This is a genomic window from Acinetobacter sp. 789_lipA (assembly GCF_058242845.1).
The window spans coordinates 921,782-937,267 of record NZ_JBZAYS010000001.1 but is presented as its reverse complement, the minus strand read 5'-3'; the positions used below and the strand labels follow the sequence as shown (position 1 = coordinate 937,267).

General features: G+C 43.2%; 14 protein-coding genes. 3 read left to right on the top strand and 11 right to left on the bottom strand.

Features of this window, described 5'->3' with window-relative positions; translation table 11 throughout:
- Window positions 1-2 precede the first annotated feature (2 nt).
- Both aceE and AC4CUZ_RS04410 read right to left on the bottom strand, forming a co-directional pair.
- Window positions 3-2,705, bottom strand: coding sequence for a pyruvate dehydrogenase (acetyl-transferring), homodimeric type (gene aceE / locus AC4CUZ_RS04415; protein WP_058951535.1), 2,703 nt, complete (start codon window positions 2,703-2,705; stop codon window positions 3-5).
- Between the two features lie 277 nt (window positions 2,706-2,982).
- Window positions 2,983-3,666, bottom strand: a complete 684-nt coding sequence (locus AC4CUZ_RS04410; RefSeq protein WP_490747310.1) for a M23 family metallopeptidase — start codon at window positions 3,664-3,666, stop codon at window positions 2,983-2,985.
- A 108-nt stretch (window positions 3,667-3,774) separates the two neighbouring features.
- On the opposite strand from AC4CUZ_RS04410, the gene AC4CUZ_RS04405 reads away from it, so the two are divergent.
- Entirely contained in the window at window positions 3,775-4,215 is a 441-nt protein-coding gene (locus AC4CUZ_RS04405) for a hypothetical protein (protein WP_004691724.1), read from the top strand.
- Window positions 4,216-4,312: 97 nt separating this feature from the next.
- On the opposite strand, the gene lpxC is transcribed toward AC4CUZ_RS04405, so the two are convergent.
- The 9 genes from lpxC to AC4CUZ_RS04360 all read right to left on the bottom strand — a co-directional run bounded on the left by lpxC (window position 4,313) and on the right by AC4CUZ_RS04360 (window position 14,550).
- A complete protein-coding gene (gene lpxC, locus AC4CUZ_RS04400) occupies window positions 4,313-5,215 on the bottom strand; it encodes a UDP-3-O-acyl-N-acetylglucosamine deacetylase (protein ID WP_062031958.1) in 903 nt (300 codons plus the stop codon).
- 123 nt (window positions 5,216-5,338) lie between these two features.
- Complete coding sequence (gene ftsZ, locus AC4CUZ_RS04395; RefSeq protein ID WP_004691726.1) at window positions 5,339-6,535, bottom strand: cell division protein FtsZ; 1,197 nt, start codon at window positions 6,533-6,535, stop codon at window positions 5,339-5,341.
- Between the two features lie 163 nt (window positions 6,536-6,698).
- Entirely contained in the window at window positions 6,699-7,961 is a 1,263-nt protein-coding gene (gene ftsA, locus AC4CUZ_RS04390) for a cell division protein FtsA (protein WP_004691727.1), read from the bottom strand.
- Between the two features lie 66 nt (window positions 7,962-8,027).
- Window positions 8,028-8,882, bottom strand: a complete 855-nt coding sequence (locus tag AC4CUZ_RS04385) for a cell division protein FtsQ/DivIB (protein WP_490747309.1) — start codon at window positions 8,880-8,882, stop codon at window positions 8,028-8,030.
- Window positions 8,883-9,812 (bottom strand): D-alanine--D-alanine ligase, encoded by a 930-nt coding sequence (locus AC4CUZ_RS04380; RefSeq protein ID WP_490747308.1) that lies wholly within the window; start codon window positions 9,810-9,812, stop codon window positions 8,883-8,885. It lies immediately after the preceding gene.
- 56 nt (window positions 9,813-9,868) lie between these two features.
- Complete coding sequence (gene murC / locus AC4CUZ_RS04375; protein WP_004691731.1) at window positions 9,869-11,317, bottom strand: UDP-N-acetylmuramate--L-alanine ligase; 1,449 nt, start codon at window positions 11,315-11,317, stop codon at window positions 9,869-9,871.
- Window positions 11,318-11,329: 12 nt separating this feature from the next.
- Window positions 11,330-12,427, bottom strand: a complete 1,098-nt coding sequence (gene murG / locus AC4CUZ_RS04370; RefSeq protein WP_017396895.1) for an undecaprenyldiphospho-muramoylpentapeptide beta-N-acetylglucosaminyltransferase — start codon at window positions 12,425-12,427, stop codon at window positions 11,330-11,332.
- A gap of 480 nt (window positions 12,428-12,907) precedes the next feature.
- Window positions 12,908-13,852 (bottom strand): glutathione synthase, encoded by a 945-nt coding sequence (gene gshB, locus AC4CUZ_RS04365; RefSeq protein ID WP_004691734.1) that lies wholly within the window; start codon window positions 13,850-13,852, stop codon window positions 12,908-12,910.
- 215 nt (window positions 13,853-14,067) lie between these two features.
- Complete coding sequence (locus tag AC4CUZ_RS04360; protein ID WP_004691735.1) at window positions 14,068-14,550, bottom strand: glutathione peroxidase; 483 nt, start codon at window positions 14,548-14,550, stop codon at window positions 14,068-14,070.
- Window positions 14,551-14,732: 182 nt separating this feature from the next.
- Here AC4CUZ_RS04360 and AC4CUZ_RS04355 point away from each other — a divergent pair, with 182 nt between their 5' ends.
- Both AC4CUZ_RS04355 and AC4CUZ_RS04350 read left to right on the top strand, forming a co-directional pair.
- Window positions 14,733-15,185, top strand: a complete 453-nt coding sequence (locus AC4CUZ_RS04355; RefSeq protein ID WP_004691736.1) for a MarR family winged helix-turn-helix transcriptional regulator — start codon at window positions 14,733-14,735, stop codon at window positions 15,183-15,185.
- The gene (locus tag AC4CUZ_RS04350; RefSeq protein ID WP_004691738.1) at window positions 15,186-15,383 is read left to right on the top strand and encodes a DUF3565 domain-containing protein; all 198 of its coding nucleotides are present in this window, start codon (window positions 15,186-15,188) and stop codon (window positions 15,381-15,383) included.
- Window positions 15,384-15,486: the final 103 nt, after the last annotated feature.

Genomic DNA, 15,486 nt, shown 5'->3' with positions numbered 1-15,486 from the left:
ACTTATTTCTCCTCTTTGTAGTCAGCTACAGCGTGTACAGATGGCGTTGCTTGAGGAGCCCAAGCTACTGGACGGTCCGTATCTAATTCAAATGTAGAGATGGCATCTTTCACTAAGCGTGCATCCACCTCACCTTCATCAGCCAATTTCTTCAGTGTGGCAACCACAATATGTGCAGCATCTACACCAAAGTAGCTACGTAATTTAGCGCGTGAATCTGAACGACCATAACCATCTGTACCCAATGCTACGAATGGACGGTTGTCTGGAAGATATGCACGAATTTGTTCGCTATAAGCACGCATATGATCTGTTGCAGAAACTACGATCCCTTCTGTGCCGCGCAGTTGCTCAGTCACCCAAGCCTCTTTCACGTTCTCGCTCATTGGATGCAAGCGGTTGTATTCTTCACATGCCATACCATCACGTGCAAGTTCATTGAAACTTGTTACGCTAAATACATTTGAATGGATTTGGTATTCATCACGTAAGATTTGAGCAGCTTTAATGACTTCACGCAGAATTACACCTGAACCCATCAACTGAACAGTGGCTTTTTCATCTTTTTGAAGTAAGTACATACCACGTTTAATGCCTTCTTCAGCACCTTGTGGCATTTCAGGATGCTCGTAGTTTTCGTTCATTACCGTTAAGTAATAGAAAATACGCTCTTGGTTCACATACATGCGTTGTAAACCATCATGCACAATAACTGCTAATTCATAACCAAAACATGGGTCATACGACACACAGTTCGGAATCGTATTGGCTAAAATATGCGAGTGACCATCTTGGTGTTGTAAACCTTCACCGTTTAGCGTGGTACGACCTGCTGTTGCACCCAATAAGAAACCTTGTGCTTGTGCATCACCTGCAGCCCATGCAATGTCGCCAATACGCTGAAAACCAAACATAGAGTAGTACATGTACATTGGAATCATGGGTAAGTTATTGGTTGAATAACTGGTTGCCAATGCTGCCCAAGCGCTCATTGCACCTGCTTCGTTAATGCCTTCTTGAAGCATATGACCATCTTTTGCTTCACGGTAATGCATCAACTGTTCTTGGTCTTCAGGCGTGTAATGCTGACCATTGGCTGCATAAATACCTAACTGACGGAACATACCTTCTAGACCGAAAGTACGTGCTTCATCAGGAACGATTGGCACAACACGGTCTTTAATTGCTTTTTCTTTTAACAATGCAGCAATTAAACGAACCATCACCATGGTGGTTGATTGTTCTTTGCCTTGTGAGCCTTTTAATACTGCATCAAAGACAGAAAGTTCTGGAATAGCCAACTGTTCACTTTCTTTGCGACGTGCAGGCAAATAACCACCTAGTGCTTCACGACGTGCCTTCATATATTTCAATTCAGGCGAGTTTTCGCTTGGACGATAGAAAGGCACTTCTTCTAATTGCTCATCGTTAAATGGCAAATTGAAGCGATCACGCACATATTTTAAAGATTCGATTTGCATCTTTTTGATTTGATGCGTTTTGTTTACTGCTTCAATTTCATCAGACAAACCATAACCTTTTACAGTTTTCGCTAAGATTACAGTTGGTTGACCTTTGGCTGTACATGCTTCTGCATAGGCTGCAAAAACTTTATACGGGTCATGACCACCACGATTTAGATTATCAATATCTTCATCGCTTAAATCTTTAATCAACTCAGCCGCTTCTGGGTATTTACCAAAGAATTTTTCGCGTGCATATGCACCGCCCTTCACTTGTAAGCGTTGGTATTCGCCATCCAGTGTTTCTTCCATAACCGCTTTTAAAGCACCAGTGCTGTCTTTAGCCAGTAGTGGGTCCCAATGACGGCCCCAAACCACTTTAATGACACGCCAGCCCGCACCACGGAATAAAGATTCTAATTCTTGAATAATTTTACCGTTACCACGTACTGGACCGTCTAGACGCTGTAAGTTACAGTTTACAACCCAAATGAGATTGTCTAATTTTTCACGACCCGCAAGTGAAATTGCACCTGTGCTTTCTGGCTCATCCATCTCACCATCACCAAGGTATGCCCAAACTTTGCGATTTTCTTCTTTAATCAAACCACGGTTCATCAAATATTTTTGAATATGTGCTTGGTAAATCGACATGATTGGGCCAAGACCCATCGATACCGTTGGGAACTGCCAATAATCAGGCATTAAGTATGGATGCGGATAAGAAGGTAAGCCAACACCGTCCACTTCGCGACGGAAATTGTTTAGATGCTCTTCAGTCAAACGACCTTCAAGGAATGAACGCGCATAGATTCCTGGCGCACAGTGACCTTGATAATAGATCATGTCACCGCCAAAGCTATCACTATTCGCGCGGAAGAAATGGTTAAAACCCACATCATATAATGTTGCTGAAGATGCAAAACTTGCCAAGTGACCACCTAAGTCATCACCCGTTTTATTGGCACGGAGTACCATCGCTAAGGCGTTCCAACGAATCAACGCACGGATACGACGCTCCATGTCTTGATCGCCTGGCATTGCAGGTTCTTCAGCCACTGAAATTGTATTTAAATAAGGCGTGTTTAAACGCTGAATAGGGACATGTTTAGCGATTGCTTGTTGATACAGTTTTTCTAGTAGAAAAGCTGCACGCTCAGTCCCCATGTGTTGTAAAACGGAGTCAAACGCATCTTGCCATTCTTGCGTTTCTTGCGCGTCAGTATCACCATAAAACGCCATAATTCACCTATTTCGATATCCTAATCTTATACGCTAATATGTATCATACTTTCGTCCTATAAGAGTATCGCTACAGCTGAATATGGCTGAGCCATACTATTTAGCAACTAAATAGTCATTGACCATTCGTTACCCAAGATAACAAAAAACCGCCAATTTAGGCGGTTTTTTATACATTTAATGCTGCTTTTTGATGCTAACTTAGATTTCGTCAGAGCTGTATTCCTTTTTCAAGCATCAGACCAACGGTAAGTTCGGATCATCGATCAAATCGGATTTAAGGCAACATTGCTAGATAAGTCGATGGGTTTTTGCGTTGACCATCTTTAACTACTTCATAGTGTAAATGTGGGCCAGTACAACGACCTGTACAACCAACATTGGCAATATGTTCACCCGCGTCTACACGGTCGCCAACACGAGCAATTAAACGTGATGCATGGGCATAGCGCGTGATGTAACCATTGTCATGGTTAATTTCAACGTATTGACCATAGCCCGTACCCCAACCTGACTTGGTCACAATCCCTGGACCTGTCGCATAAATCGGTGTACCGCTTGGCGCAGCAAGATCTAGACCTGAGTGACGCTCAGCACGACCATTCATGGTACGGCCGCCATAACTTGAGCTAACACGTGCGCTTGGAAGTGGGTGTGTCACTAACCACGAATATGGATTATTTGAAAAACTTTTTGCAGAGGATTCCGAACCGTATTTTTTCGCCAGTGAAGCATTGTTAAGTTCAACCGTCTTTTCACGGAGCTGAACCGTCATTTTCGTTTCGGCAGGAACATCAATATCATTAGATTCAGTATAAGCACCTTCTGATAAAGTGCGTGTCAATTGCTCAATTCGATCCGAAGATGCATTATTTGTATTGAGTTCTACCAAATCAGCGAAGGCTACTGAAGCAGCCGATGCCGCAAAAGAAAAAGCCAACAAAATACGTCGCATATGCATAAAAAACCTCTTAAAACTGTTCTTACGAATGTTTCTTGCGTGATCTCGTCCTTGATATCTACCGAAAGAAGCGCATAAGATTAAGACATTAACATGAAGGAAATATGTATGTCCGAACCAGTGAATCTCTTTCAACAAACCAGAAAACACATAAAAACAGGAAACTTAACGTTTCTCTCAAAGCAAGTAACTGCATGGCAGAAACTTACAAAACTGATTCAACCTATCCTACCGCAACCAGAGCAGTGGCAGGTTGTTTGTTATCAATATGGTATTTTGACGATTACCGGCGAAAATCAAGCGATGATTAGTCAACTTGGTTACCTTCAAAAACAATATATTGCACAACTGTCGGAACTTGATGAGTTTAAAGACCTACAAAAACTCCAAGTTCGTTTGAGAATCCCCTCTCAAACACCCGCAAAGATACAATCTATTTCAAGATCGTTAAGCACAGAAACTCAAGACTTAATTCGAGATGCTGCTGACTTTGTGAGCGACCCTAAGCTTAGCCAAGCAATGCGCCGTTTGGCAAGCAAAAAAAAGTAACCTCGTCTCGACCCGCTTCAGAATTGCGTTTTTAAAATGATAAATTCATCACACTTAACATTGTTACAATATAACATCACACAATAAAGACAATGACTTAAGTCACACTCACATAAGGAATTGGACACTGATCTTCGTCATTAAATGTTACAATTTCATAGCTGCTTGGATCACTTTGGACATTGCGCAATAATTGATTATTCAAAGCATGCCCAGACTTATATCCATCAAATTTGGCAATAATTTGGTGACCGAGCAAGTAAAGATCCCCCACCGCATCTAATATTTTGTGACGAACAAATTCATCTGAGAAGCGTAAACCTTCTTCATTCACCACACCGGTTTCATCGACGCCAATGGCATTGTCTAAACTTGCCCCCAAAGCGAGATTATTGGCTTTGAGATAGTCCAAATCTTTCATAAAACCAAAAGTACGGGCTTCGCTGACTTCATAAACAAAGGTTTCGGTTGAAAAATCGATAGTGGCAGACTGATATTCTTTCTTAAAAGCAGGATGATCGAAGTCAATGGTGAAATTGAGTTGAAAACCTTCATGCGGGCGGAAAATGGCGCGTTTGTCGTCAATGAGAGCTTCAACAGGTTTGAGTATTTTTATAAATTTTTTAGGGGCATCCAGTTCTTTGAGGCCACCTTGCATGAGCAAGTAAATAAACGGACCTGCACTGCCATCCATAATTGGGACTTCAGAGGCAGACACCTCAATGATCAAGTTATCAATACCTAGACCTGCAATTGCACTCATGACATGTTCAATGGTACCGACTTTGGCATCTTCTTGAACCAAGTTTGAACACATGAAGGCTTCTTGGATCAACATCGCATTTGCACGAATGTCGACGGGTGGATTGAGATCGATACGACGAAACACAATTCCTCCGTCCGCATGATGTGGTACAAAGTTAATTAAGACTTTTTGACCACTATGCAAACCAATGCCGCTTGCTTTAACGACACGTTGTAGAGTTCTTTGTTTCAACATGTTTCATATCATCTCACCACTAAACCGCTATACGTTAGCATATTTAGCCATTGATAAAAAACAAAAAGGTAGTCAGAGACTACCTTTTCTTCATCACATGTGGCTTAAGCACATAGACAAATACTACTTACGTTGTTGATTTTTCAAGTAATCTTGAATACTCATTGGTGTTGGACGTGCAGCACTCACTGTCGATGCAGAACTCGCTGCAGCAGCCACGTCTTGGTTCTGACGCTGGATTGCAGGCACATCATCATCTTCAACAACCGCTTGCGTTGCATGCCCATGTTGTGCTACCTGCACATGTGCATTTGGACGCTTCACTGGCTCAGCAGAATCTGCTGAATTTCGAGTTAAACCTGTTGCAATGACAGTGACACTGATTTCATCACGCGCATCTGGATCAAATACGGTTCCATAGAAGACTTGGCCTTCGTCTAGATCGACAATTTGGTTCACAACATCAGTAATTTCTTCAATTTCGCCAAACGTGACGTCATCACCACCCGTCACATTAATCAGAATCCCTTTGGCATTCATAATGGTGACATTATCTAGTAATGGACTACGGATCGCTTGTTCGGCTGCTTGACGTGCACGGTTTTCACCACGACCTAAACCCGCACCCATCATGGCATAACCACGTGTGCTCATCGCAGTTTTCAAGTCAGCAAAGTCAAGGTTAATATGACCTGGGCGTACCACCAAATCAAAGATACTACGGACCGCATTTAATAAGACATCATCCGCTTTTTTGTAGGCATCTTTCATTGAGATGTCACGGAAAACTTTTAACAAACGTTGGTTTGGAATGATGATTAAAGAATCTACATGCGCTTCTAATGCTTCAATGCCTTGCTCAGCAGACTGAAGACGACGTTTACCTTCAAAGTTAAACGGTGTCGTTACCACGCCTACGGTTAAAATACCCATTTCTTTGGCAATTTCAGCAACCACTGGCGCAGCACCTGTACCTGTACCACCGCCCATACCAGCAGTGACAAACACCATGTCAGTGCCTTCAAGGTGTTGACGAATCAAGTCACGACTTTCTTCAGCCGCTGCTTGACCGACATTTGGATTGGCGCCCGCACCCAAGCCACGGGTACTTTGCTCACCCAACTGGATCTTGAATTGTGCATTCATACGGTCTAGCGCTTGCTTGTCCGTATTGGCACATACAAATTTTACACCTTGAATATCTGACTCAAGCATGTGTTGTACGGCGTTACCACCTGCACCACCAACACCAAACACAGTAAAACGGGCTTGACCGTTGCTATCGGTTTGATCATCTTCTAAAAATTCAAATGAGGCCATGACCTATAGATTTCCTAATTCGTTATTGGCAGTCACTTAAGCCCGTATACTGCCTTGATCTTAATAAACAAAATTGCTTTTAAGCATGCTGTGCAAGCCATAGCTTGTCAAGTTTAAGCGATGCGTTGTACAACTTCTTAACAATATTCCAAAAAAATTCAACTTAAAAAACAGATTTCAGCTTTTCATTGAGTCCAGACCAAGCACGTCCAACGCGTTTAATCAGGGACAGTTTTTCTGTATCTTCTGGTTCCACTATGGTTTCTTGTGTTTCGCTCTGACTAAACATCAATAAACCTGCGGCAGTGGCATACTGAGAGCGACGCAGTGCGGCAATATTTTGCTCATCTGCTGTCACTTGCACAGGTGGATTACCCAAATGCGCAGACACACCCAACATACGACGAGTCAACGTCACCATCCCTTCGATTTGACTGGCATCACCAGTTAACACCACACCGTGATACAAACCATGAATCGCACCATTACGCTCTAGTTCTTGGCGAACTTGGCCTAAGATTTCTTCATAACGCGCAATCACGATTTCAGTCAGCTCAATACGACTAATCGTTTGCGGACCATCAATCCCTTGGATCTGAATCATATGATCCGGTTTAACCGACTTAATGTCGACACACCCATAGAGTAATTTAATTCGCTCAGCTTCTTCAGTGGTGGTTTGTAACACAGCAGCAATATCACGGGTGACATGTTCGCCACCACGCTGCAACGTATGCGTCAAGGCTAAACGACCATCTAAATACACCGCAATGTTGGTGGTACCTGCACCAATATCGACTAAACAAACGCCATACTCTTTTTCATCTTTGAGTAGGCTCGCTTCTGCCGTTGCCAGACAAGACACCACCAGTTTCTCCACCCCGATGTTCGCGCCTTTTAATGCCCGATCAAGGTTTTGCATGGTACTAATCGGTAACATCATCAACTGATAATGACCAATCATGCTGTGTGCAGACATCCGTATTGGGTTTTGTACCCACTCAGTGGAGTCATCCAGCTCAAAGCCCAGTGGAACAGCGCTGACCAAATAATGATCCGAGGTCATGTGGCTGGCTTTGGCCAACTCTAATGCACGAACCACTTCACTTGTTGTAATTGTATGGTCAGTATTTTCAACTGGCGTTCGTCCAGAGGCATAAAAGCTTTTTAACTCGGCACTTGGGATTGAGACCCACGCGGAATGAACACGGCATTCAGCCATATCTTCTGCTTCTTGCACGGCATTTTTTATCGCTGTAATGACTTTATCAAGACTTACAATTTTTCCTTTATTCATGCCTCGGTTACGAGCAGTTGCCATTCCTATCACTTGGATATTGTCTGGCGCATGTACCTTACCAATCAAAACTGAAACTTTGTGCGTCCCAATGTCAATCGCAACAACTGAGGGAACCGCTTCATTCATTATTTACTACTACCATCACATGTTTGTTTAATTTATGGCTTTATGCCTCTGTTTTAAAGCCAAGTATTATGGCTTTGCTGCTGCTCCACCTGCAATGCTTGTGTCATCAATCGTTACAACAAAATGACCATTTGCTATCTTTGGTGCGGCAGCACTCTTCCATTGGATGGCCAAGCCATTCCGATAACGCAAATCAATGGCAGATACTTTGGCCCAAACTGGCTTCAAATCACTTTGAGCCAAATAACTCAAACGTTGCAGCTTACTCATGGTTTGATCCTGATCTACGATAACACGTAAACCTGAATCGAACTGCATAAACCAAGTCATACGCTCCGTTAAATATAGTTCTTTTAAACGAAGGTTGACTGGCTGGAATAATTGATTAATTTCATTATAACGGCGCATCATCATTTTAGACTGACTGATTGGGCCGTGTAATAAAGGCAAATTCTGATTATTTTTCGGCGTCACTTCGCTAAATACGTCACCACTGTCACTTAAGAGACGCCCCGTCCCCCAACGTGCAATTGCATGCCGTGGCATAACACGAACGCGAATCGCATTCGGCCATGCGCGCGAAACCACCACGCGATCGACCCAACCCAACTCTAAAGTACGATCACGAATTTCTTCTAAATCTGAGGTGAAATAATTATGAGTAATGGCTGCTGAAACATGTCCCATCACCTGATTTTTTTCCGCCTCAGAACGTACGCCTACCACATCAAGTTCGGCCACACGTGCATCTGTCATGACTTGATATAAGCCATAAATACCAACCAACAGCACCGCCACGGCAACGACCAACATCACCCAACCACCAAAGTTGGTAAGCTTTTCCTTACGCGTCGGTGGTTTATCGTGTATTGAAGTAATCGCTGCGCGTTTACGGCGCATAGAAGCAGGTAATTGCGCCATTTAGTGAGCCGCACCTGTCAGTGTTTGCTCTAAAATTTGGACACAAAGCGCATCAAAACTATAACCCACTGCATTTGCTGCTTTCGGCACCAAAGAGTGACTGGTCATCCCTGGGACTGTGTTCACTTCTAATAACCAGAAATTGCCTTGCTCATCTTGCATCGCATCAATACGGCCCCAACCACTTGCACCTACCGCTTGGAATGCACGGAGGCAAAGCGCTTGCAACTTTTGCTCTTCTTCAGCGCTTAAGCCACACGGAATTCCGTATTCCACATCATTACGCTGATATTTCGCTTCGTAATCATAAAAAGCCACATCCGCAGGCGGTTGTAGACGAATCACAGGTAGTGGTTGACCACTTAAAAATGAAATCGTGAATTCACGTCCGGTAATCCATTTTTCAGCCATCACCACAGCATCGTGTTGGGTCGCTTTGGCAATTGCCGCTGCCAAATCTTCTGCTTTTTCAACTTTACTCATGCCGACACTTGAACCTTCGTGTACTGGCTTGATAATCAGTGGAAGACCCAAATTCGCCACCACTTCAGTTAAATCTGACTCTTGGCTAATAATGCGATAGGGTGCTGTCGGTAAGTCTGAACCCTGCCAAACTTGCTTGGTTTTAACTTTATCCATGCCAATAGCAGAACCCTGTACGCCTGTTCCGGTATACGGGATATTGAGCCACTCCAAGACCCCTTGGATTTGACCGTCTTCTCCACCGCGACCATGTAACACAATAAACGCACGGTCATAACCGACCAATTCGGTCACACTACGCTCTTGCGGATCAAAAGCCTCTGCATTTACACCCGAACGAACCAATGCTTCAAGTACAGCTGCACCACTATCTAGAGAAACCTCACGCTCAGCAGACTTACCACCAAGCAACACCGCTACTTTGCCGAATTTTGAAGCATTTGACACGTTGATATCCTTAAACTTTATGACTGTTTTATTCATTGAGTAATCACAAAACGTGATTATTTTAAATATAAATGATTGCTTGCAAGCTCAACCGAGATAGCCCCCACATTACCTGCGCCTTGCGTCAATAACAAGTCATCCGCTTGTAACACTTTTTTCAACGCATGCTGCAAATTACCTTCGACTGGATCGATCAAAATCGGCTCTACATCACCACGTAAACGAATACTACGCGCCAATGATCGGCTGTCTGCCCCCACAATCGGTTTTTCACCCGCAGGATAGACTTCGAGCAGCAACAACTGATCGACATGTGACAGTACATCCACAAAGTCATCGAAACAGTCACGGGTACGGCTAAAACGGTGTGGCTGAAACATCATCACTAAACGGCGGTCTGGATGGCTTGCTCGTGCCGCTTTAATGGTCGCTTCAACTTCTTTTGGATGGTGACCATAGTCATCCACCAATTTCACATTACCGCCTTCAATGTCAAATTCGCCCTGTACTTGGAAACGACGACCTACACCGCTGAAACTTTCTAACGCACGTGCAATCGCAGCATCAGAGACACCTTCATCGGTTGCAATACCGATTGCTGCAAGCGCATTTAAAATATTATGCAAACCCGGCAAATTAATGGTTAAACGTAAAGGCTCACGATCTTTACGTAATACGGTAAAGTGCGACTGCATGCCTTCTTGTTCAATATCCACTGCACGAATGTCATTGTCTTCGTTAAAACCATACGTGATCAATGGACGACCAATACGCGGCATGATTTCACGAATGTTGGCATCATCGCCACACACCACAGCCAAGCCGTAAAACGGTAGTTTTTGTAAGAACTGTACAAAGGTATCTTTTAGGACATCGAAGCTACCACCATAGGTGTCCATGTGGTCTGCATCAATATTGGTCACGATGGTGGCCATCGGTTGCAAATGTAGGAATGACGCATCTGATTCATCTGCTTCTGCCACGATAAAACGACTCGCGCCCAGCGCAGCATTCACACCAGTACGGTTCAGCAAACCACCAATCACATAGGTTGGATCTAGATTTTCTTCTGCCAACATACACGTGACAAGGCTAGTGGTCGTGGTTTTACCATGTGTTCCTGCAACAGCAATCCCATGACGGTAGCGCATCAGCTCACCCAGCATTTCTGCACGGCGCACCACAGGTGTACGCGTTTCAATGGCTGCTTTGATTTCAGGGTTTTCTGCATCAATTGCAGTCGACACCACAATCACGTTTGCCCCTTGAATGTTTTCAGCCGTATGCCCGATATAGACTTTGATGCCGTTTTCTTCAAGCTGAGCCGTGGTTTTTGATGCTTTGATATCTGAACCTGAGACTTTGTAGCCTTGGTTCTTGAGCACTTCAGCAATACCACACATACCCGCACCACCAATCCCAATAAAATGGATGTGCTTAATACGGCGCATTTCTGGCACTTTAATTAACTTTTTTGCTTGATCAGCAGGCGTAGATGGCGACATAAAATACTCGGTTTACAATGCTTGAATTAAACGAACCACATGTTGGGTTGCATCGGGTTGTGCTTGCTGACGTGCTTTCACTGCCATTTCAGACAATAACTGACGGTTCATCAAGGGTAATAATAGTTCTTTTAAACTCTCGGGCGTCATGCTTGCTTGCGGGCAAATTTTGGCTGCACCGATATTGGCTAAAAACTTTGCATTGGCCGTTTGGTGATCATCTACTGCACTTGGCAGTGGAACAAACACCGCAGCCACACCCGCAGTCTCAATCTCGGTCACGGTTAACGCCCCAGCACGGCAAATAATTAAATCGGCATCGCTATAGGCTTGGGCCATATTTTCAATAAAAGGGCGGACTTCAACCTGAAGCTGTTCAGGGGCATCGGCATAACGCGCTTGGGTCGCCTCTGCATGGTTTTGACCACATTGATGATAAACGCTTAACGGCACATTCAATTGCTTCAATGCTTCAGGAACACGCTCATTTAACGCTTGTGCACCTAATGAACCACCCACAATTAAGACCCGAAGTGGCAGACCTGCTTTTTCACGTTCTTGATAACGCCAAGACGGATTTAAAATTTCCGTAATCTCTTTGCGGACGGGATTACCCGTGGTCACAATTTTATCTTGTGTCGCAAAGGTGTTTGGAAAAGCCTGACACACTGTTTTGGCAATACGTGATAACTGCGTATTGGTAAATCCAGCAATGGCATTCTGCTCATGAATAATGACAGGAATACCCAGTGCGCGCGCAGCCAATCCACCTGGCCCAGCGACATAACCCCCAAAGCCCGCGACGGCATCGACTTTGAGCTGCTTCATGTAACGCATTGCACTTAAAGTGGCTTTTAAAATTTTAAAGGGTGCCAATACTTTGCGGACTAAGCCATTGCCGCGCACACCTTGAATATCAATTTGATAAATTGGGATATCATGATTTTTAAGCAGGCGATTTTCCATACCTGTAGGCGTAGCAAGCCACGAGACTTGACAGCCTTGTTGCTGTAATTCCTTAGCCACAGCAAGTGCTGGAAAAACATGTCCGCCCGTTCCGGCAGCCATCATCATTACATGTTTCGGCTTTGTTTGTGTTGCTTCGGTCACAGTCTAATTCTTCAATTCTAAAAATATGGAAACAAAATTCAATTTTAAGCGATCAATTGTAATCACAAACGCATAGCCGCGAAAGATTATTTACTTTTTTTCAACAGGCATTTGATTGTTTTTTTCTACTGATTTTCAAGTTTAAACTAGATTTGTTATCAGATGTGCATTTTTACTCAAACTACAGCACACAATCAGGCTCAACAGTGCAATTGGAGATATTTAAAAATAAAACAATGAAGCTGATTTGAATCAAATATTTAACATCATTCTAAAGTGTAATTCACTTCATTTTAGCGGCTAGAAATACAATCTGAGTGCATACATTTGAACAGAATGAAAATTAGTGGTGTCTAGCAACATAATCCGCTTTATTTTCAACCAAATTGATACACTTTGCAGCAAAGTACAGCTCTATTTCAAAACCGACCACAACCATGAAAGAAAAAAGGAACCATTTCAGGTTCCTTTTCTGTCGTTTTAGCTGGCTTTGCCTGCTTCTAAGATATCAAATAAAGTATCGGCAATCGAGGTACCAAATTGCGCATCAATCTCACGAATACAGGTTGGACTGGTGACATTAATCTCGGTCACATAATTGCCAATCACATCAAGTCCGACAAAAACCAAACCTTTTTCACGTAAGAAAGGTCCCACTTTTGCGGCAATCGCCTTGTCGTTTTCAGTCAACGGACGTGCTTGACCCAAACCACCTGCGGCCAAATTCCCACGCACTTCGCCGTTTTGTGGAATACGCGCCAAACAGTACGGAATAGGTTCACCATTGACCAGCAAGATACGTTTATCCCCTTCCACAATTTCAGGAATATAACGCTGCGCCATAATCGGACGTGTGCCCATTTCCGTCAACATTTCCAAAGTTGAGCCAATGTTCACACCATCTTGATATAAACGGAAAATTCCCATGCCACCCATACCATCAAGGGGCTTCACAATCACATCACCATGTTCTTTAATAAATTCACGGATCAGGCTTTGTTGTGAAGTCACCAATGTAGGGACTTGGAGTTCTGGGAACTGCGTGGCAAACAGTTTTTCATTACAGTCACGTAAGGACTGTGGTTTATTGATAATCCACGCGCCTTCACGTTCTGCTTGTTCCAAAATATAGGTGGTGTAGACAAAGTTCATGTCAAACGGTGGATCTTTACGCATCAAGATCACATCGTAATCGGCCAAGGACTCTTTTTGCTGTTCGCCCAACTCAAAATAATGATCGTAGTCTTCAAACACTTTTAAGGGAGAAATCAGACCAAAGGCTTTGCCTTGATCGATATATAAATCGTGTTGTAATGCATAACCCAGCTCATGTCCACGACGGCTTGCTGCCCATAACATGGCCATGGTGGAATCTTTTTTCAGATTCACCGTTTCAATCGGATCCATCACTACCAGTACACGCATAATTCTCACGCTCATATTTTTTAAACTTGGCAAAAAGTATAGCGAAGTTTTCAGGTTTGGGTGCAACAAGTTGTGTAATAATTAAAGATTAAAAAATCTATTTTATTCAAATAACTACAACACATTGCAGTAACAAATCAGATACTAACTGCTCAATTCAACAAAGGAAGTATGCGCCTATTACCACGCGACAGCTCCTTTCCAAACCGTCTCCATTAAGCCAAAAGGCGTTGAATATCCTTGGCAATTTTTTCAGGTTTAACAATTGGCGCATAGCGTTTCACCACCTGCCCTTTTTGGTTAATGAGAAACTTGGTGAAATTCCACTTGATGCTTTGACTACCTAAAATGCCTTTCGCCTCAGACGTTAAATACTGATACAGCGGATGCGCTGTAGGACCATTCACGTCAACTTTGGCAAACATTGGGAAAGAGACCCCATAATTACGCTGACAAAAGCTGCCGATCTCTTCATTACTCGCAGGGTCTTGCTGCGCAAATTGGTTGCAGGGAAAACCTAAAATCAGCAGACCTTGCTGTTGATAGTCCTGATATAACTTTTCCAAGCCTTCAAATTGCGGGGTTAAACCACATTGGCTGGCGGTATTCACCACCAATAAAACCTTGCCCTGATAATCGGCCAGATTCTTTTGCTCACCTTCCAACAGTTCGGCCTGAAAATCATAAATTGTGGTCATTACATCTCTTCCATTCATCAAAATGTCATTACTTAAAGTCGCTTCAAGGACTGAAACGACCTTAGCCTTAGATAAATATCGCACACAATTAACTTGTGCACAAGATTATAATGCGCAATACACTTCCATCCCTATTTCATTTATACTGCTTTACAGACATTAACACCCCAAGGACATTCAACATGGCGGACACCCCTCTTTTAGAAAACCGCGTGTGTTTTGCCATGTATTCCGCAACCAATGCCATGGTTCGTCAATATCGTCCACGCTTACAGGTTTACGATCTGACCTATCCACAATTTATTGTTTTGTTGGCTTTATACGAGCAGGACAATGTGACGCTGACCGAGATTGGACAAAAAACCTTTTTTGACTCAGGCACCTTAACCCCAATTATTAAAAAACTAGAAGAAAAACAGTTTTTGAAGCGTGTTGCCGTCAAAGAAGATGAACGTATGAAAAAAGTCGTTCTGCTGGAAAAAGCACTGTTAGCCAAAGATAAAATTATGGCCATTCCTTTTGAGCTGGCATGTTCTTTAGGCCTAGATCCCGATGATTTGGTAGCCATCCATCAACTGTGTCAGCGTTTTTTAAACGGCTTAGAACAGCCTCAACACGCCAGTGGAGATACTTAAGTGCAACAAGCGATTGTTGGTTTTCATCTCGATGAAGAACATCATTGGGTGGCGGAACTAGCCTGTGGCCACACACAACATGTCCGCCATACTCCACCGTGGCAAAACCGCCCTTGGGTACAAACTGAGCAAGGACGCCAAGAAAAAATAGGCATTCTTTTAAGCTGTAAAAAATGCATGGAAAATCCACAAAAATAATTCTTTTGCATTTTTTTTAAATTTTAATGCTTATTTATCAATTTTTTAGAAAAATTAAAAAGCCTGTACAGCTGTACTTTTCAACCCAGTAAAACTATGTAGA

Excerpts from the sequence above, each read along its gene's own strand:
- aceE (WP_058951535.1), bottom strand. The coding sequence starts at position 2,705 with ATGGCGTTTTATGGTGATACTGACGCGCAAGAAACGCAAGAATGGCAA.
- AC4CUZ_RS04410 (WP_490747310.1), bottom strand. The coding sequence starts at position 3,666 with ATGCATATGCGACGTATTTTGTTGGCTTTTTCTTTTGCGGCATCGGCT.
- AC4CUZ_RS04405 (WP_004691724.1), top strand. The coding sequence starts at position 3,775 with ATGTCCGAACCAGTGAATCTCTTTCAACAAACCAGAAAACACATAAAA.
- lpxC (WP_062031958.1), bottom strand. The coding sequence starts at position 5,215 with ATGTTGAAACAAAGAACTCTACAACGTGTCGTTAAAGCAAGCGGCATT.
- ftsZ (WP_004691726.1), bottom strand. The coding sequence starts at position 6,535 with ATGGCCTCATTTGAATTTTTAGAAGATGATCAAACCGATAGCAACGGT.
- ftsA (WP_004691727.1), bottom strand. The coding sequence starts at position 7,961 with ATGAATGAAGCGGTTCCCTCAGTTGTTGCGATTGACATTGGGACGCAC.
- AC4CUZ_RS04385 (WP_490747309.1), bottom strand. The coding sequence starts at position 8,882 with ATGGCGCAATTACCTGCTTCTATGCGCCGTAAACGCGCAGCGATTACT.
- murC (WP_004691731.1), bottom strand. The coding sequence starts at position 11,317 with ATGTCGCCATCTACGCCTGCTGATCAAGCAAAAAAGTTAATTAAAGTG.
- gshB (WP_004691734.1), bottom strand. The coding sequence starts at position 13,852 with ATGCGTGTACTGGTAGTGATGGATCCGATTGAAACGGTGAATCTGAAA.
- AC4CUZ_RS04360 (WP_004691735.1), bottom strand. The coding sequence starts at position 14,550 with ATGACCACAATTTATGATTTTCAGGCCGAACTGTTGGAAGGTGAGCAA.
- AC4CUZ_RS04355 (WP_004691736.1), top strand. The coding sequence starts at position 14,733 with ATGGCGGACACCCCTCTTTTAGAAAACCGCGTGTGTTTTGCCATGTAT.